Origin of the sequence: Eubacterium sp. AF36-5BH (assembly GCF_003460505.1) — a bacterium.
GTDB lineage: Bacteria > Bacillota > Clostridia > Lachnospirales > Lachnospiraceae > Eubacterium_G.
This window is the reverse complement of record NZ_QTVG01000006.1, coordinates 67,923-87,935: the sequence shown is the minus strand read 5'-3', so window position 1 is coordinate 87,935 and position 20,013 is coordinate 67,923. Positions and strand designations below refer to the sequence as shown.

The window sequence follows — 20,013 nt, the reverse complement described above, 5'->3', positions numbered from 1 at the left end:
GCTGTTTTTAAGCCCTGCGTTATGTCTTGTATTCTTTCCTGATTCATTTATCTTCTCCTTTTTCTTATGGTCCCTGAATATTAATCATGCCATCTCCGTCACATCCCCAATAATAATTTAGTTGAGTATCTGACCACTCAATTAAAACATCATAAAGATGCGAAACCTGATATCTGTGTTCATATAAAAATTGAACCGGATTATTTTTTATTGTATCAAAATCTGTGTTTTCGTCTTCTAGTACATATAAATTGAACTTTTCAATATATGGTAGCAAATCCGGATTAAATGTGTCATTTACAATCATTTCTTTAGCTTTTTCTAATCGTCTGATAAATTTTATCCACATTGCAAAGGGTAAATGATTTTCAGTAAGATTATACCTATCATAAATGTAGGGATAAACATCCTTAACGAATGGAAGAATAAAACTAGCTGTTTCTTCCTCAATTTTCAAGGATGATATATGCGATGCCATTACACATTCAGGAACTACATTAAATACTATTTCTGATTCATAGTACCCAAATCCACTATATCTAATGTCAAATATTTCTCTTCTCTGCCACTTTGTTATGTTCACACTTTTAGCCAGACGGTCCCCTGGATTTTTATACTTATACACCATTTCTGTAAAACACATTCTATTTATTATGTCTTCTTTTTCAATTTTTCTACACTGTTCTATCCATTTAATAGCATTGTATGTGCTCATTCTACAAAGAAGTGCAACACTTTCCTTTCCATTTTCTACAAACCCTATCATATTTGCATGTTCTTTGTATCCCTCAAAAAGAAATGATATTGTATAATCCGTTCCGCAAACTTTAAATGTTCTGTCTTCACATTCCAGCGTTTCATCTTCAGTCAACGCTGACAATAGGCATTCATAAAACCACTTTGTACGTTCTGCAAAGATCACACCTTTTATTCTGTATACTGTAATAACAAATGCACTTTGATTTTCCTCATTTGCCGAAAAAATTTTGTTATAACGCCATAGTGCTCTTGTATTTTTTAATATTGTCTCTTTTAAAGTCTTTTCTCGCAGCTTTTGAGTAATAAAAGCATCGTCAACCAAATTTTTATAATATGTTTTATCTCTTTCCACGTCATACAAAGCCAATTTATTTTTGGCAGCTATGTATTCCAACGCAGGAAGTACTTCCTGAACCACTGAAAATGCAGTTGAAATATAAAGATATGGCATTTGCTTATATTTCTTCGGTGGATATTTAATTATAATTTGACATTTATCTCCCAACATATTTTGAATCTGTGCTTTAATGTTTCGTACATCAAATTCCTTCAAATATCTATCTGCACCATTGTCATTCCACTCTTTTTCAGAATCACGACTTATAGCCATGTTTATGTATTCTACAACCATAGTTTCGTTACTCACAGCAATTGTATCGTATATATATATTCTATATCTCATAACTCCCCCTTTCTGTTGCAGTATCCACTGATAATCTTATTTCCTCTTTCAAATTTATATTAATGCTAATGCTAAAACATATCCAATAATTGCTATAATAATTGAAAACAATATTAATAATTTTCCTAAGTCATTCTCGTCTTTTCCTATGTATATTACCCCTAAAATAATACCTACCAATGGGAGAAGAAATGAAATAACGTATAAAACCATATTTGAATTTTCTCCGCATTCGTCTTTTTCTGTACTTACTTCATCATTATAATAATCTTTCTCCCTAAATACATAACCACAATATCCATATTTTATATTTGTTGATATGTTTTCTCCATCCCATTTAGGGCAACGAAACTTTTCTGGTCTCTGACTTATCACATATTCATTCACCATTTTCTCACTATTACTCTTAAGTACTTTTAAGCGTTCCTCTAATTCTTCAATTTAGTCTTCGCTGTACAAATTTCTCTGCTCTGATAATTCCAATTCAATTTGATTAATACTAAGATCAAATAATTCTTCTTTTGTCATTTTTCCTCCGTTTTGTTGTATAAGGTATCATATCTCCATCGACTACTTAACTGGTAAAATCTTATTTTATTATATACTAGATTTTAACATAGCACCACACTATGATTCATTTCATAGTATAGCACGTGTATTTTCTATATAATAAATTTTTATTTAACAAAAGCTGTGAGTTTTAGAACATATAGGCATTTCCAAACATCGTTGTCAATACTTTATATGTACCACTTAACCCACAGCTTTTATGTATCTATTCACTTAAAAAATATTCTGCTATTTCATTATAACGCTTTCTTTATTGCATCCATCAATTCATCGTATGTTTCAAATGCCGGAAGTTCAGGATATTCTTTCTTAATTTCTTCTGTACTTCTGAATAAAAATCCTGCCTTGCTTGCCTTAATCATGCCAAGGTCATTGTGGCTGTCACCGCTGGCAATTGTATCATAGCCGATTGACTGTAATGCCTTAACTGTTGTAAGTTTTGAATTTTCTATTCTCATCTTAAATCCTGTAATTTCGCCATCATCAGCAACTTCTAATGAGTTACAGAAAATTGTAGGATAACCTAACTTCTTCATTAAAGGTCCTGCAAACTGTGTAAATGTATCACTGATAATAATTACCTGAGTCATTTCTCTTAATTCATCTAAGAACTTCTTTGCTCCTGGCATTGGATCAATCTTTGCGATTGTTTCCTGAATTTCCTTAAGACCTAATCCATGTTCTTTTAAAATATTTATTCTATAATTCATAAGCTTATCGTAATCAGGCTCATCTCTTGTTGTTCTCTTAAGTTCACTTATTCCTGTTTCCTCTGCAAATGCAATCCAAATTTCAGGTACTAATACTCCCTCTAAATCTAAACATACAATGTTCATTTCTCATTTCTCCTATCTGTTTATAAAAAAGTTTAAGGCACGCTGTACCGCTGACATTGTACCATGATTTCATTATTTTGTCTAAAATGCCAAATGTAATCTCTAACTCCACTCATCAAATCCACAAAGCTTTGCTGAATCATACACTGGCTTTAATATATTACATAATCTTTCACTAAATTGTTCCAAATCTAATCCATCTGCATATAAACTGCTTCTTACTTCCTGACTATTAATGTGACGTTCTGCACATTTTTCAAATTGCTTTCTGGCAGTATCGTATGTATGACAAATTGTATAAGCCTTATATTCAAGCTCTGCCAGTTCCTTATAATAGTCATCCCAATTTGGCAGTTTGTTTCCTTTTTTACTGTTTATACTTGGTGTAGTTGGACTTAAATTCCACAATTCATCATGTGCCACATACTGCCATGGTACAAAATGATCAATGGACATTTTTTCGTTTTGCATATTTATGTTTCCATATATATCTTTAATAGTTGGGTTTAGCGTTATAATTGTCTTCCAATATTCAGTAACTTTCGCTAAATCACGTTTTTCCGGTCTTTTAAGTTTATCCGATATTCCCGGAACATTTGGATTCCTAGCCTGAAGATAATTTATAAGATTAAAATAAACCCAGTCTGTGAGAATTTCCTTATTTCTAACCAAATACTCTACCCATTCATCACTTATTTCAATAACCGTTTTTAATTTATTAAATTCCTTAAAATAATACAATAAATGCTTCTGTTGATTTATCTCATTAATTTTCTTTTCGCCTAAATCTTTAATATTAGAATAAAAAGGACTTTGTAAACGATAGGGAACGTTACGAATCAAATCTCGTTTATGTTTTATTATTGTCTTATCGTCATTATTTTCCAAAAATTTTAAAATATCTTTTTCCTTTGCGGTAGGTGGAATATTGTATGTTGAAGAAATATATTTTACTACTTCTTCCAAATTGTCTGTCACATTACATGGTCCAAGGGTTAAATTAAATTCTGTAACCATATACCACGCACGCTTTATCATTCCATTTAACAGGTCATTATATGTAAATGCTGTCTTCTCAAAAGAAACTGCATCTAAAATCGCAAGCGTCCAAAAATATTTATAACAATTTGTTACTCTCTTTCGGTCAAGTATACGGCTTAAATGCCCTATATCTAAATATTCACTATCCGGTAATTTCATATTCCATTCCTTTCTTGTTGTTTAGGCACAAATGGCAATGAAAATTTCTATTTTTACTTTATCCCAAAAGTTCCAACAGTTCTTCCTTATTAAAACTTGCATTTCCTATGCCTTCTCCACCAAGAACTTTATCTGCCAATTGCTGCTTTCTTTCCTGTAAATTTACAATTTTTTCTTCTATTGTTCCTTTTGTTATTAATTTATAAACATTCACAACATTCTTTTGTCCAATACGGTGTGCTCTGTCCGTTGCCTGATTTTGTACAGCAACATTCCACCATGGATCATAATGAATTACAATATCTGCAGAAGTTAGGTTTAGACCTGTTCCTCCTGCCTTAAGAGAAATGCAAAATACAGACACATCATCCTGATTAAACTGCTCAACCATTTGCGCTCTCTTCTCCTTTTTAGTAGCTCCTGTTAATGTGTAAAAGCTTATTTTTTCTTTCGCCAATCTTTTTTGGAGATTTTCAAGCATTGATGTGAACTGTGAAAAAAGCAAAATTTTATGTCCGTTTTCCACTGCGTTTTTTATCAAATCAATACACATATCAGACTTTGGCCGATTCCCCTTTATATTTGTCAAATAAAATTGACGGGTCACAGCACAACTGGCGAAGCTTTGTTAATTCTGAAAGTATCTGGATTTTACTTGTGTTAAATTCCGCATCGTCAGTTTTCTCTAGCATCATTTTCATTCTTTTTACCAGATTCCTTAATAATCTTATGTCTCTCTTCTACATTTCCTGACGCAATTTTCACTATCAGATTAGGTGCAAATTTTTCAAATTCATTTTTCCAGTTATAAACAAGAGATGCCGGACACTCACATTCTGAAAACACGATAAATTCGTCATCTATTCCTACAGTTGCCTGGTAAATATTCCTACCACTTCCTCTTACATCCCCTTTTACGTTTATCAAACCACTTTCTTCATCCTTTTCAATGTCAATACTTAAAACTTTTCCAATATTATATAAATCTCTTCCTCTTTGAAAAATCTATCGTTAGTACATTTCTTAATTTCATTAAGATCTATCATTTTATCCTCATCCTATATTCAACGTTATTTAAGCATTTTTATAATGCTTTTGTTTATAAATTTCCTTCAAATACTCTATTGCTACTTCCGGAGCCATTCTATTAATTTATGCATAATATTATCTCCTTATATAACATTTGCTATAATTTATATCATAGCAAATGCTATATTTGAAATCTATTATCCCCTCTACTTGCTACGTTGCACTAATTAACCTAAAGAATTATTTTTTTACAAACCAATATTCTTTGTTTACTTCTCCTTCTTTATCAACACTGCAGATTTTTATTCCATAATCTACTACCTTTTTCTTAATGTTCTTTTCATATTTGTACTGATATTTTTTCCCTGTTACATCTTCGAACTCTAATTTTTCCCCAGACTCAATATCCTCCAAAACTCTCGTAAATGAATCTATTCCATAGATTGTCATGCCCTCAAGGTCCCATGGCATTTTATCTCCACTTCTGCACAAAGAATAAGTATTTGTATTGTCATTAAAAGTATTTATTACAGGATATTTAATTTGCTTATTTGGTAAACTAATAAAGCCAACTACGACCTTATTATCTACAGTTATAAAAGTATTTCGGTCCATTTTAGGGATTTTCTTTTTTATACTTACAATTTCATTTTCTGCTGCCTTTTCCAATTTTTTTGCTCTTTTTCTGTCTCCTGTTCCATTTTCAACTACAGTAAAAAGTACAACAATTATTATAAATAAAATACCTATTGTAAAATACTTAATTTTTTTATTATTTCGATATTTTTTCAAAAATTTATTTATCTTGCTCATATTAAATCTCCAATATATTTTTTTATATTTTGTTTATTGAATTTTACTTATTATTTTTCGCTTATTTTTTTACCTATTATTCTTTTTTATAATTTTATTATTCCTCATAATTAAACTGGTATTAATTTATCACAAATCTATTATAGCATTAAGTGTCTCTAAGAGTTCACAACTTTTAGAGACACTTAACATTTTTAACAATATGGTATTTATTTCTTCAGTTACTTAACCTTCATTGTCTTTTTAACAAAGCCAATCTTTTTATTAAGTTTCTTTTTGTATTTTTTTCTGACTTTCTTTGGTACTTTAAATACTGCTTTTTTACTAATTCTCTTAAATGCATTTTTGCCTATCTTCGGTACTTTAGTAGATTTAAACTTAATATTTTTTAATTTCTTTTTCTTGTAAAAAGCTTTCGCTGCTATAACTGAAACATTTTTTCCTATTAAAACACTTGTTAACTTCTTACAATTCTTACATACATTTGCTCCAATTGCTGTAACCTTATATGTTTTTCCTTTCAATTTTATGCTATCAGGAATAACAAGCTTTGTTGTATTTTTATTTGTGCTTCCAATGTATGTAACTGTGTTAGTTGAAGTTACTCTATACTTATTCTTTCCTATTGTATGAGTACTTCCTATTTTTACCTGTTGTTTATCTGTAGGAGTTACATTTCCTCCTGAAGATGAATTTTTCCATATTGCATATAATGTAATATTAGAACTAATATAAAATTTATCTCCCGGCATATAGGTTGTTCCTGTTCCGTCCTTTTTGGTATTCCAGGATACAAAAGTTTTTCCCGAATATGTAAATCCACACTTTGGAACTAATACAGAATCATATTTTTCATAAGGACTGTTAGGATCTGTCATAGCTCCCTTTCCACCATTAGCATTATAAACAATTTTATATCCATTTTTCTCGGTTTGTCCCTGTATTTCCGCACCATATGTAAATGATGCTGACAATGCTGCTCCATTTAACAGAACAAGTCTTCCTTCAACAAAACCATGACTGCCGTTTTTTATAGTCAACTTATTCCCTGTGATTTCTGAACTTCCTAAAACGCTTTCCACATTCCACTGAACATTGTCCATATCATTTAAAATAATATAGTTGTCATTATTTGTTATAGCCTTCAACTGAACTTCCACAGACGTATCTCCCTTTTCATTAAGGAAAAGATTTTTATTTGAATAGGAAACCCACTCTTTATCTGTGTTATCAGTTGTATCTGCACTTAATGCCACATCAATGTCTTTTACATTTCCCATTCCATTATTGTAAACTTCACATTGTGCCTTTGTAGAATTTCCGATTTCGTCACTTACAATTATTTCAACATTCTTCTTGTAATAACCACTGCCAATATTTACATCAAATGAGAAATCACCTTCTTCATTTATTTTTGCATTTAAGTCTTTTAATGTTTTCTGTCTTATTACCGGCTCATTGTTAATATTTACGGTAATATATGCATCTTCCTCTGTGATTCCGCTAACATTTAATGTTCCATTTTCATCAAAACCTGAGCCATTAGTTGGTGATTTAAGAAGTAAAGTTGGAGCAGTTGTATCCACATTAAATACAAAAGATTCATTAAATCCATCTCCATTCTCGTTCTTACCATATATATTAATTGTATGGTCACCATCTGATATATTGGTTAATTCAACTGGTATTGATTTTGTTTTTGTAAATGTTCCTGTTTTTGTTTCATCCCCATCAAGTGTCCATGTTCCAGTTACGTCCATATCTGATAAAGCAACAAAATTAATGTTTGACGAATCATATGTATCATACATTACTGTTTTTTCTGTTACATTTCCATTTTCATCTTTAACATTTTCTACTCTTCCAACCTGGTATTTCTTTTGGTTAGCACTAAGAGTTAAAGTTGCTTTGTTAGGTTCATTTAAAGTAATGTCATTAGAAAATGTTTCTTCACCATAAATTAATCCTGTTACATTATTATTTTCGTCAACTACTTTATTGAATGGTGTAGCAGAAATTATATATTTACCATTTGCTTTTAAACCATTTTTCTTAACAACATTTTTTCCTTTTGTATCTTCAGTACTACTGTCACTACTTCCACCTAAAATTGCATAAATTTCGTTATTCTGATTTTTAGTTGCTGAAACACTGTAATCTGACAATTCAGTTTTTTCACCCTTTTCGTTTACTTCATATACTTTAAACAATGCTCCTGCACATTTATCGTCTTTTGAATCAACAGATGCTTTTAATTGTAGATCACCAGCATTCATTGCAGTAATATTAGTAATTTTTTCCGGTTGTGTCTGATTTTTATATTCAAATGTACCCTTTGTATTTACAATTCCTGTAGTAACATCCTCCTTACTATATACCGCTCTTATGTAATACTTACCTGCAGTAAGTGTTTCAGATAAATTAATTGTTGCTGTTTTCTTTGCAATTTCTCCTTTGGTAAGTGAAGCAACTAATGTTCCTCCATCCTTTTCAATATCTGTATTATTTGTAACGTAGATATCCATTTTTTCTAATTCAGACATATTAGCATTTCCGTCCCAGTTAATTGTCACTTTATTATCAGTGTTGGAATACTCTGTTTTCTCCATGCTTATATCGTTCACTTCAGGAAGTGGATCAACTGCATATAATATAAGCTCTGATGCTTCTTTAGTATTTACCTTATACATTTTGTTATAAAGATTTCTGTCGGTAAATGAAACTACAATTGTTCCCTGCTTTTTATCCTTGTCATAAGAGAAATTTGCATTTGCATCTTCGTTTTCAACATCGCTTTTTGAATTATCATAATATTTCAAAGCAATCTCTTTATCATTGGAATCCTTAATTGAAAATACCTCTTTAGCTTCTTCTGCCTGTTCTAAACTCTCGCTGCTAAATGATACACTCAACACCTGTGCACCACCGTCTTCATAACTTCCTAATGTGAAATCATGATATTTTTTTGTAATGTCAGAATGAAGGTTTGAATTGGCATTTCCGCTGTCATCTGCTAAGAGATTTCCACTGTCTGATGAAGATAATTCTCTTATGTTTGAGCCAAGACTCATATAAAGAGTATCTTTCTTATTCTCATCATAACCTACAGGATACCATGTTCTTCCATTTATATCTTTTGTTCCCGCTTCCTCTAAATATTGAGGATATGTTGGTTCAACATTAGCCTGAGAACCAAAGGATAAATCTCCACCATATACATAACATATTCCTGTTGAAAATCCTAACACTTTAAGTGCTCCCCATATACGTGTTGTATTAAGACCAAGTGCTGCATTTCCTACCTCAATTCCTCCTATTAGTGGAATAGCATCAGGAATTTTAATGCCAGCCTTAGCATAAGCTTCAAAAGCTTCTTCTGCACCTGTACTTGTATCTACCACTATATAGCCTTTTCCTTCTATTATTCCCAAATACTCTATGCTACACTGCACTAGCATTTTGTAATAAGGTATCCAGTCAACTTGAATATTTGCATAATCCATTAATACTATGTTTGTATTTGAAACCTTTAAATCTGAAATTTTCACTCCAAATCCTGTAAGTCCCAAAGATAAATCTGCTCTCGCGTCTAATGCCTGAAATAGTCCAAAGTTTACACTTAAAAGTAACCTAATCGGTGGAACTTCACTGGCACAAAACAATGTATCATACATATTTTCAAAGCCACCACCGCCACCCATTAGCCAGTTCATGGCTAATTAAAGGGAACAAAAAGAAAGGAAAAGCACAATCCAGACGGTATCAGCGGCAGTCCACAAGAATAAATTGTGATTTCACAAGATTGGTGCTATAATAAGAGAAAAGTTCCTGCCGGGGCAGCCGCCCCGGTGGTATGGATAGGAAGGCGGGAAAGCAATATGCACATCAGCTATAAACCACTCTGGCATACACTGTTAGAGCGTGATATGAGAAAAGAAGATTTAAGGCTTGCTGCTGGTATGACAACGAATATGATTGCCAACATGAGCAAAGAGGGAAAGCACATCAGCATGGATACATTAGCCCGTATCTGCGAAACGCTGAATTGTGAGATTACCGATGTGATTGAGTTAGTATCAGACGAGCCTGCTTCCACAGGAGGTAAGGAGCATGAGCGAATTGAAACCAAGAATAACGGAAAACGGAATTGATTATATCCTTGTCGGAGATTACTATATCCCAGATTTGAAGCTGCCGGAGGAACACCGCCCTATCGGAAAGTACGGACGGATGCACCGGGAGTATTTAAGAGAAGTCCACCCAGCCAAATTGAACACCTTGACCTTGACAGGGGAGTTATGGACATACCTTGCAGACCTGAACGAACAGGCACAGGAACGGTTAGACACCATCATGGAGCAGATGAAAGATGCCGAGGGCGTGACCGAGGAATTGAAACGAACCCAACAAATGGAATGGGTGCGGCGTTGCAATAACATTCACAACCGGGCAGAAGAAATTATTTTGCAAGAGATGATTTATTCATAACGGTATGGTAGAATGATTATGACAAATAAGAATTTGTTGAAAGGAGTAAACAACTATGAAAATGTCAAAAGAAAAAATTGATATAAGCATGTTTGCCCCATGCGGAATGAATTGTAAGGTTTGTTATAAGCACTGTTACAATAAAAAAACTTGTTCTGGGTGCTTGAATAGTGATAAAGGGAAACCAGAACATTGTCGTAAATGCAAAATAAAGGATTGCATCAAAGGAAAATCGTTATCCTATTGTTTTGAATGTGCTGAATATCCATGTAAGTTGATTAAAAATCTTGAAAAAAGCTATAATAAACGGTATCAAGCAAGTCTTATAGAAAATAGCCGTTTTGTTCAAGGACATGGCTTGGAACATTTCATGGAACAGCAGAAAATAAAATATACTTGTCCTAAATGCGGTGGCATTATTTCTATTCACGATAAAGAATGTAGCGAGTGTCAAGAAAAAATGAAATAACAAAATTTCAGTTTATAGAACTAAGAAAATTAGAATTGATGGAGGGATATATTATGATAGGCTTTAGTATAATGATGTGGTTCTGTTCTGCTCTTCTCATATTTGTTAGTTTTTCTCTATTAAAAGGAAATTATTCTTCTGTTCATGGCAAAGTATTTGAAACCACAAACGACAGAAAAGGATATGCAAAAGCATTAGGAAAGCCTGTTTTATTGATAGGAATTTGTCTTTTGTTCTCTGGAGTGATTGCAGTTATATTACCGAAAGATTATGCTATTTCTATTGCAGTTATATTTATATTATTTATAGCTGTTATTTGTAGTATATGGCTGTATAAGATTCAAAAAAGATTTTCGTAAATCCCAGTTTATCGTTCTGATTTTCAACTGAATAACCACAGTAAAAACCGCTGCTACATGGAAGCTAACAAACCATGCAACAGCGGTTTTTCTTTACCGTTTTTTCCTTTGGCTGATAGGCGTTCCCATTTTCTTTGATTTTTTGAGAATCCGAATGAGCCAGCGAAATTCTTCATCTGACAGATTTTTATAGTTGATACCAAGTTGCTTGCAGTAAAGGACAACCAGCTTTTCATCCCGGCTGCCCTTGAAATTTTCGACCGCTTCCAGATTTTCTTTCAGTTCATCGGCAACGGTGGTCTGGGGTGCACTCTCACTGTCCTTTTTGTGGGCTTCCCGAATATCCCGGATAATGAGGTTGAGGTCATCCAGAACCATGTGACTAAAATACTCATCATCGCTGATATGGGCGGCTTGCAGCACTTTCAAATGCGGGTCATCTTCGCCGGGGCGATACCGTTCAATGATTTCATGCCGGACGGTATCGACAAGTGCATTGAGATTTTGAATCTGCATGGTGGCAATCCCGTCCACATAAATCTCAATGTCTGCAAGAAACTTGATAAAATCTTTATGTGTGGCAAGCTCACAGAGCAGACGGTTGTTAATCCGACCACTTTTCAAAAGTGCCACCATCTCATCATTCAAATGCAGCTCCGTTAATGGTATGTTGATCTGCTCCCGGTTCTCTGTCCGGCACAGTAGATAATCAACGGAAACCCCATAGAAGTCTGCCAGCGTGATAAGGTTGCCATGATTGATTTCCTTATAATCTTCTTTTTCATAATTTCCAAGAGCTGATTTGGAAATACCCGTCAGTTCTGATAATTCTTCCAGATTTAAGCCTTTGTCCTTGCGGAGTTCCCAAAGGCGTTCCTGTATGCTTGTTGCTCCTTTCATGGGCGCACGCTCCTTTCCGGCGGTTTCATTGCTGCCGCTTAACTGGATTATATCACACTTTCCGCAATCGTGGAAATTTCTGATTTTTACCCTTAATTCCTACTTTGTGGACATACGGCACAGGGCACAAAAATGTTCTATGATACAGGTAGTTCATCGATGGATTATTCCAATCGAATGACCAGCCTGTGTGGGATATGCTTCCCCGGCGATGTAGCGCCATGACTTTTGGCAGGGATATGGAGGAACCCTGACCGAAACGAGCGTACCAAAGGGAGCGATACGCCGCTGTGAGATTCAGGGGAGGAACGACACCGGGGAGAACTGGCGAACTGACACCGAAATGATACCGAAACACGACAATCTGATAGGGGGATAGTCTACCCTATCGCTGATACTTCGGGAGATTTTAGGCGGCTCTATGGCTGTAATTTTTCCGAAAATCGCCCCGAAACCATACACAAAAACGGGAGGAAGCGCAATATGCCGAGAATGAGCAAAAAGAGGAAACAGGAGCTTTCCTTTTACCTCAATGACCGGGGGCGTGTCACTTACAACGAATTATGCCGGAAATGCCAGCATGGGTGCAAGCAGAGCTTCCGGGCGGTTGTGATTGACTGCCCCCGTTATTTATCCAAACGAGCAAAGAAAAAGGAGGAACACACCGAATGAATTTTGAATTTATGACGATAGACACACCACTGCCGCCCTGTATGCCATTTCCCAGAGCGTTGACAGGATTTCCAGTCAGCAGCACCGCAAAGGTCATGTACTGCCGGATGCTGGACGCTATGCTATCCAAAGGGCAGGAGGACGAGAACGGAATCCTGTTTGTCTGCTTCCCTGTCACAGCCATTGCCGCAGTCCTGTCCCGCAGTCCTATGACGGTCAAGCGTTCTTTGAATGAACTGGAAAACGCAGGACTTATCATGCGGGTGCGTCAGGGCGTTGGAGAGCCGAACAGGATTTATGTGCTGATACCGGGAAAGGAGGACGCTGCCCTTGCCTGATAGCTCAAAACTTGAAAAGCTCAACCGGGAGCTGGAGAAAAGCGAAAAGAAACTGCGGAAAGCTATCAATGATGAAAAGGCATTGCAGCATCAGTTGAAGCAGCTTACCCGAAAGGAACGGACGCACCGGCTCTGTACTCGTGGCGGTATGCTGGAAAGTTTTCTGCAAGAGCCGGAACGCCTGACAAATGATGATGTCATGCTGTTGTTGAAACTCATTTTTCACAGGCAGGACACGCAGGAACTATTGAAAAAACTGCTGGAACGGGAGAAGCCGGAAACCCCTTAGTTTACTAAGGGCGCAATTATACACCACCCAGAGGTTGGTGCATTGCGTTCTCCGAAGGCTCCTCGCCGGAGGGCTGTGATTTTCCGCAGTCATGGTCTGCTCCAAATCAAACAGGGGACGCTACGCTTCCCCTGCGCTGGCTGCCGCCAGCTACCCTTTTGTGGACTTGCCATCTGGGGACACCTTGCGTTGCAAGTTGTTCCCAGCCGACAAGTTTCATAAAATATGCTATCTTTTTGATAGGCAGTGAAGTATAATGAAGATGACAACAAATATGAATTTATTTAGAGGTGTTAGACAATGAAATTAAAGAACATTTTAATTGTTGTTAAAGATATTGAGAAATCAAAACAATTTTACAATGACCTGTTCGGTCTTGATTTGGTACTTGACAATGACGGTAACATGATTTTAACGGAAGGACTTGTGCTTCAAGACGAAAAAATTTGGAAAAAGTTTTTAGGAAAGGATATTATCCCTAAAAGTAATTCTTGTGAATTATATTTTGAAGAACAAGATATAGAAGCATTCGTTGAAAAGCTGGAACGGTCTTATCCCTCAATTCAATATGTTAATAAACTTATGACACATAGTTGGGGACAAAAAGTAATTCGTTTTTATGATTTGGACGGTAATTTGATTGAAGTAGGAACACCGATGTAACACCATAAATTTCAGTTTGTCAACTTCACATCGGGTCAACTTGCCCCGAACTTTTATAACTAAATACCCGCCGCCCACACAGCGGCACACCGAGCAGGAAATCTGAAAAAGGTCTCCTGCTTTTTTTCTGCCCAAAATGAGGTGGTAAAACGCCACCCCATCCACCAAGCATAGAAAGGAGGGACACGAAATGCCCTGTCCACACAATGAAATCACGATTGTGCAGCGCAGCCAGCGGCAGTCTGCGGTTGCCGCCGCTGCTTACCAAAGCGGCGAAAAGCTGTTCTGTGAATACGACCAGCAAGTGAAGCACTACCCGGAAAAGCGTGGGATCGTCCACAATGAAATCCTGCTCCCGGCAAATGCCCCGCCGGAGTATGCAGACCGCAATACCCTATGGAATGCTGCCGAGGCCGTGGAAAAACAATGGAACTCCCAGCTTGCAAGGCGGCTCATCATAGCCATTCCGAGGGAGCTTCCACCGGAACAGTATGCCGGGCTAATACGGGACTATTGCCGGGAGCAGTTCGTCTCCAAAGGCATGATTGCTGATTTTGCCATTCACGACAAGGGGACGGGCAACCCACACGCCCATATCCTGCTTACCATGCGGGCGTTGGACGAATCCGGCAGGTGGCTTCCCAAGAGCCGGAAAGTCTACGACCTTGACGGTAACGGGGAACGAATCCGGCTCCCGTCCGGCAGGTGGAAAAGCCACAAGGAGGATACGGTGGACTGGAACGACCAGAAGTATTGTGAAATCTGGCGGCATGAGTGGGAAGTCATCCAGAACCGCTATCTGGAAGCCAATGACCGCCCGGAGCGAGTGGACTTGCGTTCTTATGCCAGACAGGGGCTTGATATTATCCCTACTGTCCATGAGGGAGCTGCTGTCCGGCAGATGGAAAAGCGGGGTATCCAGACGAACATCGGCAACCTGAACCGGGAAATCAGAGCCGCCAACCGCCTGATGAAGTCTATCCGTCAGCTCATCCAAAACCTCAAAGGCTGGATTACCGAGCTGGGCGAAAAACGGAAAGAGCTGCTTGCACAAAAAGCGGCGGAGGAAGCGACACTTCTTCCCAATCTGCTGATGAAGTATATGGAGATACGAAAGGAAGAACGGAAGGACTGGACAAGGGCTGGACAGAACCGGGGGACTTCACAGGACTTAAAGGCAGTCAGCGAAGCCCTGTCCTATCTCCGGCAAAAGGGGCTTTCCTCTGTGGAGGACTTAGAAGCGTTTCTGGAATCTTCCGGGAAATCAGCTGCCGATTACCGCAATCAGATGAAGCCAAAGGAAGCCCGAAGCAAAGTGATTGACGGGATTCTTGCCAGCCGGACAGACTGCAAAGAATGTAAGGCTGTCTATGAGAAGTACCAGAAAATATTTTTTAAGAAAACAAAGGAAAAATTCAAACAGGAACACCCGGAGGTTGCCCGATATGCGAAAGCCGCCGCCTACCTTGCCAAGCACCCGGACGATAAGGACAGCACCCAAAAGGAACTGCAACAGGAGCAGGAAAAACTTCTCAGCGAAATCGCAGAGCTGAAAGTACCGCTGACAGAGGTGCAGGAGGATTTGAAGAAGCTGCGGGATATCCGCTACTGGGTACAGAAAGCCACCCCCGGCACAGAGGAAAGCAAAGAGCCGCCCAAGAAGCAGCCCATCAAGGAAGTCTTGCAGGATAAGGCAGACGAGAAAAAAGCACAAAGAACTGCCCAGGAACAGACGAAACACAGACAACAGGATATGGAACTTTAACAGGCACTTGCCATTTTCAATCAGAGAATGTCAGGTGCTTTTCTTTTTTCAAGGAGGGATAGATTTGAATGTATTTGAAGCTGTGAAGCAGTCCGTCACAACAAGACAGGCTGCGGAGCATTATGGAATCCATGTAGGTCGGAACGGGATGGCTTGCTGCCCGTTCCATAACGATAAAACCCCAAGCATGAAGCTGGATCGGCGTTACCACTGCTTCGGCTGCGGTGCGGATGGGGATGTGATTGATTTTGCCGCCGCCCTGTATGGGCTGAGAAAGAAAGAAGCCGCCGTACAGCTGGCACAGGACTTCGGGCTTTCCTATGAGGACTGGAAACCGCCGGGAAAGGAAAAAAAGCCAAAGCCCCGGCAGAAATCCCCGGAGGAACAGTTTCAGGAAGCAAAGAACCGCTGCTTCCGTATTCTTGCCGATTATCTTCACTTGCTTCGAGCATGGAGAAAGGATTATGCCCCGCACTCCCCGGAGGAAGCCTTTCATCCACGGTTTGTGGAAGCCTTACAGAAGCAAGACCAAGTGGAATATCTGCTGGATGTGCTGCTCTTTGGGGAGACAGAGGAAAAAGCAGCTTTGATTACGGACTACGGGAAGGATGTGATACAGCTTGAAAAGCGAATGGCAGAGCTTGCCGCCGCAAACGCAGCAAGAACTAAAAAACACCATGAACGCCATGCAGCCGCCCCAGAGCATTGAGGAAATCAAGGCGGGGCTGGAAACTACCGAGAAAGGCGGTGTCCGTCAGAGCATACGGAACTGCCTGACCGTATTCCAGCGTGACCCGCTGCTTTCCGGGGCTATCGCATACAACATCCTGACCGACCGCAAGGACATCATAAAGCCCATCGGCTTCCACAGGGAAAGCACCGCCCTGAACGATACGGACATGAAGTATCTGCTTCTCTATCTGGAAGAAACCTACGGGCTTACCAATGAGAAGAAGATTGATAACGCCATCGGGATTGTGGCGAATGAAAACAAGTACCATCCCATCCGGGACTATCTCAATACCCTTGTGTGGGACGGGACAGAGCGAATCCGTTTCTGCCTGCGGCACTTTCTGGGGGCTGACGCAGACGATTACACCTATGAAGCGTTGAAGCTGTTCCTGCTGGGCGCAATCTCACGAGCCTTTCAGCCGGGGTGCAAATTTGAAATCATGCTCTGTCTGGTAGGCGGTCAGGGGGCTGGCAAGTCCACCTTCTTCCGTCTGCTGGCAGTCCGGGACGAGTGGTTCTCCGATGATTTGCGGAAGTTGGACGATGACAATGTGTACCGCAAGCTGCAAGGTCACTGGATTATCGAAATGTCGGAAATGATGGCAACCGCCAACGCCAAGAGCATTGAGGAAATCAAGTCGTTTTTAAGCCGACAGAAAGAGGTTTACAAGATACCCTATGAAACCCACCCGGCAGACCGCCCCCGTCAGTGCGTGTTTGGCGGCACTTCCAATGCCCTTGACTTCCTGCCTCTTGACCGTTCCGGCAACCGCCGCTTTATCCCCGTCATGGTGTACCCGGAGCAAGCCGAGGTTCACGTTTTGGAGGACGAAGCTGCTTCCAGAGCCTATATCGAGCAGATGTGGGCGGAAGCGATGGAGATTTACCGAAGCGGCAGGTTCAAGCTGGCTTTCAGCCCCGCCATGCAGCGGTATCTCAAAGAATACCAGCGGGATTTTATGCCGGAGGACACCAAAGCCGGAATGATACAGGCGTATCTTGATAAGTACACCGGGAGCATGGTCTGTTCCAAGCAGCTCTATAAGGAAGCCTTGAACCATGCTTTTGACGAGCCGAAGCAATGGGAAATCCGGGAAATCAACGAGATTATGAACCAGTGCATTTCCGGCTGGCGGTACTTCCAAAACCCAAGAATGTTTTCCGAATATGGCAGGCAAAAGGGCTGGGAGCGTGAAAACCCGGCAACGGACTCCGGCAATCCGTCTGAAAAAACAATGGACGGTTTTGTGGAGGTCACAGAACAGATGGAGCTTCCATTCTGAAAATGACAGCCCGTTGCACCCCCTGTTGCTATTCCGTTGCCGAGCCGGTTGCCGGGGAAAAACCCTTATTTCCGGGCTTTTCTCCCTTATAACAACCAAAACAACAGAAAAATAAAAGAAAAGTATAAATAGTAACCATCGCCAGATTGAGATTGTTTGCAAGGTCTTTTGAAGCCCGTTGCCGGACTTCGTTGCCGACACCCTCTGTCTGGCTATTTTCATGTATGGAGGATAACTGCCTATGGCAAAAAACAAAACAGAGATTCATGTGACTACTGTGTTTGACGGGGAGCTTGACGCAACCGATGTATTCGTCAGCCTGATTTCCCAGAAATACGGAAAAACAAATACAAAAGAATATCTTGCTAAAAAGAAAGATATGAAGTATAATGAAGATGAGGTTCAAAAGAGCCAGATACCGTCTGGATTGTGTGGGTAAATGGCTATGATGAACGAAATGGAATACAGAACAATCGGAAAGGCACTTGCCGGGGGCTATCGTGCGGCGGTCTATTGCAGGCTGTCAAAGGACGATGACCTGCAAGGCGAAAGTGCCAGTATCGCAAATCAGCGTGATATGCTGGAAAAATACTGCGAAAAGCAGGGATGGGAGGTTGTGGCAGTCTATCAGGACGATGGCTTCACAGGTCTTAATATGGAGCGTCCTGATTTACAGAGAATGTTGAGAGCCATTGAGCGCAGGCAGATCAACCTTGTCATCACGAAAGACCTCAGCCGACTGGGGCGTAACTATCTGCAAACCGGGCATTTGATTGAAGACTTTTTCCCAAGAAACGGTGTCCGCTATATCGCCATGAATGACGGTATCGACACCCTGCGAGATAACAACGACATTGCCCCGTTCAAGAATATCCTGAATGAGATGTACAGCAAGGATATTTCCAAGAAAGTCCATTCCTCTTATCTTCTGAAAGCGCAGAAAGGACAGTTTACCGGGTGTCTTGCCCCGTTTGGGTATCGGAAAGACCCGGAGGACAAAAACCATCTGCTCATTGACGAGGAAACCGCCCCGATTGTGCGGCTGATTTTCGGATATGCCCTGAACGGTCATGGTCCGAACTATATCCGCAGACGGCTGGAAGAAGAAAAAATCCCCTGTCCCACATGGTGGAACCGGGAACGGGGGCTTCGCAATACCCGCACCAAATGGGAAAAGAAAGACCCGGAAAACGGGCGGTATATGTGGGACTTCTCCGTTATCAAAGACCTTTTGATGAATCCCGTCTACACCGGGGCGATTGCTTCTCAGAAAAAAGACTACCGTTTCAAAATCGGCACGATTGGGGAAAAGAAGCCGGAGGACTGGATTGTGGTGGAGGGACAGCATGAACCGCTGATTGACAGCATGAGCTTTGACATTGTGCAGAATAAGTTGAAATCCCGCCAGCGTCCGGGGCAGACCAATGAAATCAGCCTGTTTGCCGGACTGGTAAAATGCGGCGAGTGTGGGAAGTCGCTGACGATACGCTACACAAACGCAAAACATCCCCAGCGGATTTATTCCTGCAAGACCTACAACGCCTTTGGAAAGAACCACTGCACCCAGCACCGGATTGATTATGACACCCTTTACAGCCATGTGCTGCGGAAAATCCGGGAATGTGCCAGAACTGCCCTGATGGACGGGGAAGCGGTTGCCGACCGCCTGACCAATACCTGTGAAGCAGAGCAGCGGGAACAGCGGGAAGCAATGGAACGCTCCCTTACAAGGGACGAGGAACGGATTGAGGTTCTGGACAAAATGGTAATGCGGCTTTATGAGGATATGATTGCAGGGCGTATCAGTGAGCAGAATTTCAACACCATGCTGGAAAAGACACAGACCGAGCAGACGGAGCTTAAAACAAAAGTGTCAGAGGGCAGGAAGCGGCTGTCCGATGAAGTCCAGCTTGCCAATGACGCAAAACAATGGGTGGAAGCCATTCAGGAATACGCCAACATCACAGAGCTGGACGCAGCCACCCTTAACCGCTTAATCAAAGAAATCGTCGTGCATGAGCGCATTGACGAAGATAAAATAAGACACATTTCTATCGAAATTCATTTTAATCTCAAACCCATCCCGGAGGTGGAACAGGTCACTGCCTGACCTGTCCTGCCGGGACGGTTCTCTTAAAAACACCATATAGATTTTTGTACGCCGCC

Annotated in this window: 22 protein-coding genes and 1 pseudogene; 13 read left to right on the top strand and 10 right to left on the bottom strand. The window is 39.8% G+C overall.

The features are described from left to right. Positions 1–64: 64 nt before the first annotated feature. From DW006_RS07500 to DW006_RS07465, 8 genes and pseudogenes are all read right to left on the bottom strand, one after another. The gene (locus DW006_RS07500; RefSeq protein WP_117999722.1) at positions 65–1,441 is read right to left on the bottom strand and encodes a hypothetical protein; all 1,377 of its coding nucleotides are present in this window, start codon (positions 1,439–1,441) and stop codon (positions 65–67) included. Positions 1,442–1,495: 54 nt separating this feature from the next. Next, entirely contained in the window at positions 1,496–1,816 is a 321-nt protein-coding gene (locus DW006_RS07495; protein WP_147337641.1) for a hypothetical protein, read from the bottom strand. Positions 1,817–2,247: 431 nt separating this feature from the next. Beyond that, positions 2,248–2,847, bottom strand: a complete 600-nt coding sequence (gene thrH / locus DW006_RS07490; RefSeq protein ID WP_117999720.1) for a bifunctional phosphoserine phosphatase/homoserine phosphotransferase ThrH — start codon at positions 2,845–2,847, stop codon at positions 2,248–2,250. A 102-nt stretch (positions 2,848–2,949) separates the two neighbouring features. Continuing rightward, complete coding sequence (locus DW006_RS07485; protein ID WP_117999719.1) at positions 2,950–4,047, bottom strand: HNH endonuclease domain-containing protein; 1,098 nt, start codon at positions 4,045–4,047, stop codon at positions 2,950–2,952. 58 nt (positions 4,048–4,105) lie between these two features. After that, a pseudogene (locus DW006_RS07480) lies at positions 4,106–4,706 on the bottom strand (C-terminal helicase domain-containing protein); the annotation flags it as partial. Between the two features lie 16 nt (positions 4,707–4,722). After that, positions 4,723–4,974, bottom strand: coding sequence for a hypothetical protein (locus DW006_RS07475; RefSeq protein ID WP_117999718.1), 252 nt, complete (start codon positions 4,972–4,974; stop codon positions 4,723–4,725). Between the two features lie 342 nt (positions 4,975–5,316). Next, positions 5,317–5,889, bottom strand: coding sequence for a hypothetical protein (locus DW006_RS07470; protein WP_117999717.1), 573 nt, complete (start codon positions 5,887–5,889; stop codon positions 5,317–5,319). Positions 5,890–6,110: 221 nt separating this feature from the next. Further along, positions 6,111–9,602: an InlB B-repeat-containing protein gene (locus DW006_RS07465; RefSeq protein ID WP_117999716.1), complete on the bottom strand. Its 3,492-nt coding sequence runs from the start codon at positions 9,600–9,602 to the stop codon at positions 6,111–6,113. A 75-nt stretch (positions 9,603–9,677) separates the two neighbouring features. Between DW006_RS07465 and DW006_RS07460 the strand changes: the two genes are divergently transcribed. Genes DW006_RS07460 through DW006_RS07445 form a run of 4 tightly spaced genes read left to right on the top strand, consistent with a single transcriptional unit; the run spans position 9,678 to position 11,205 of the window. Further along, the gene (locus tag DW006_RS07460) at positions 9,678–10,040 is read left to right on the top strand and encodes a helix-turn-helix domain-containing protein (RefSeq protein WP_306751100.1); all 363 of its coding nucleotides are present in this window, start codon (positions 9,678–9,680) and stop codon (positions 10,038–10,040) included. Then, positions 10,000–10,377 (top strand): TnpV protein, encoded by a 378-nt coding sequence (locus tag DW006_RS07455; protein WP_009274452.1) that lies wholly within the window; start codon positions 10,000–10,002, stop codon positions 10,375–10,377. Before DW006_RS07460 ends, DW006_RS07455 begins: the two co-directional genes overlap by 41 nt. 55 nt (positions 10,378–10,432) lie before the next feature. Then, entirely contained in the window at positions 10,433–10,846 is a 414-nt protein-coding gene (locus DW006_RS07450) for a DUF3795 domain-containing protein (RefSeq protein WP_117505909.1), read from the top strand. Between the two features lie 53 nt (positions 10,847–10,899). Continuing rightward, positions 10,900–11,205 (top strand): hypothetical protein, encoded by a 306-nt coding sequence (locus tag DW006_RS07445; RefSeq protein WP_021425049.1) that lies wholly within the window; start codon positions 10,900–10,902, stop codon positions 11,203–11,205. Positions 11,206–11,298: 93 nt separating this feature from the next. Here DW006_RS07445 and DW006_RS07440 read toward each other — a convergent pair whose 3' ends face one another. Then, positions 11,299–12,105: a helix-turn-helix domain-containing protein gene (locus DW006_RS07440; protein WP_117505910.1), complete on the bottom strand. Its 807-nt coding sequence runs from the start codon at positions 12,103–12,105 to the stop codon at positions 11,299–11,301. Between the two features lie 483 nt (positions 12,106–12,588). On the opposite strand from DW006_RS07440, the gene DW006_RS07430 reads away from it, so the two are divergent. From DW006_RS07430 to DW006_RS07400, 7 genes are all read left to right on the top strand, one after another. Then, positions 12,589–12,777 carry a hypothetical protein gene (locus DW006_RS07430; protein WP_003020302.1) on the top strand — a complete coding sequence of 63 codons (189 nt, stop codon included), beginning with the start codon at positions 12,589–12,591 and terminating at the stop codon, positions 12,775–12,777. Next, positions 12,774–13,115, top strand: coding sequence for a DeoR family transcriptional regulator (locus DW006_RS07425; protein ID WP_006873175.1), 342 nt, complete (start codon positions 12,774–12,776; stop codon positions 13,113–13,115). The genes DW006_RS07430 and DW006_RS07425 overlap by 4 nt, the downstream gene beginning before the upstream one ends. Further along, positions 13,108–13,404 carry a DUF3847 domain-containing protein gene (locus tag DW006_RS07420; RefSeq protein WP_117505911.1) on the top strand — a complete coding sequence of 99 codons (297 nt, stop codon included), beginning with the start codon at positions 13,108–13,110 and terminating at the stop codon, positions 13,402–13,404. Before DW006_RS07425 ends, DW006_RS07420 begins: the two co-directional genes overlap by 8 nt. Positions 13,405–13,704: 300 nt before the next feature. Next, positions 13,705–14,067, top strand: coding sequence for a VOC family protein (locus tag DW006_RS07415; protein WP_006777628.1), 363 nt, complete (start codon positions 13,705–13,707; stop codon positions 14,065–14,067). A gap of 190 nt (positions 14,068–14,257) precedes the next feature. After that, positions 14,258–15,832 (top strand): MobQ family relaxase, encoded by a 1,575-nt coding sequence (mobQ, locus tag DW006_RS07410; protein WP_117505912.1) that lies wholly within the window; start codon positions 14,258–14,260, stop codon positions 15,830–15,832. Positions 15,833–15,896: 64 nt separating this feature from the next. Then, positions 15,897–16,541: a CHC2 zinc finger domain-containing protein gene (locus tag DW006_RS07405; protein ID WP_117505913.1), complete on the top strand. Its 645-nt coding sequence runs from the start codon at positions 15,897–15,899 to the stop codon at positions 16,539–16,541. After that, complete coding sequence (locus tag DW006_RS07400; protein WP_117505914.1) at positions 16,510–17,847, top strand: virulence-associated E family protein; 1,338 nt, start codon at positions 16,510–16,512, stop codon at positions 17,845–17,847. The genes DW006_RS07405 and DW006_RS07400 overlap by 32 nt, the downstream gene beginning before the upstream one ends. A gap of 28 nt (positions 17,848–17,875) precedes the next feature. On the opposite strand, the gene DW006_RS12435 is transcribed toward DW006_RS07400, so the two are convergent. Then, the gene (locus DW006_RS12435) at positions 17,876–18,115 is read right to left on the bottom strand and encodes a tweety protein (RefSeq protein WP_117505918.1); all 240 of its coding nucleotides are present in this window, start codon (positions 18,113–18,115) and stop codon (positions 17,876–17,878) included. On the opposite strand from DW006_RS12435, the gene DW006_RS07390 reads away from it, so the two are divergent. Both DW006_RS07390 and DW006_RS07385 read left to right on the top strand, forming a co-directional pair. After that, entirely contained in the window at positions 18,089–18,286 is a 198-nt protein-coding gene (locus DW006_RS07390) for a hypothetical protein (protein WP_054328110.1), read from the top strand. The two genes, DW006_RS12435 and DW006_RS07390, sit on opposite strands and share 27 nt — an antisense overlap. Then, on the top strand, positions 18,287–19,957 hold the full coding sequence (locus DW006_RS07385) for a recombinase family protein (RefSeq protein WP_117505915.1): 1,671 nt from the start codon (positions 18,287–18,289) through the stop codon (positions 19,955–19,957). It begins immediately after the preceding gene. Positions 19,958–20,013: the final 56 nt, after the last annotated feature.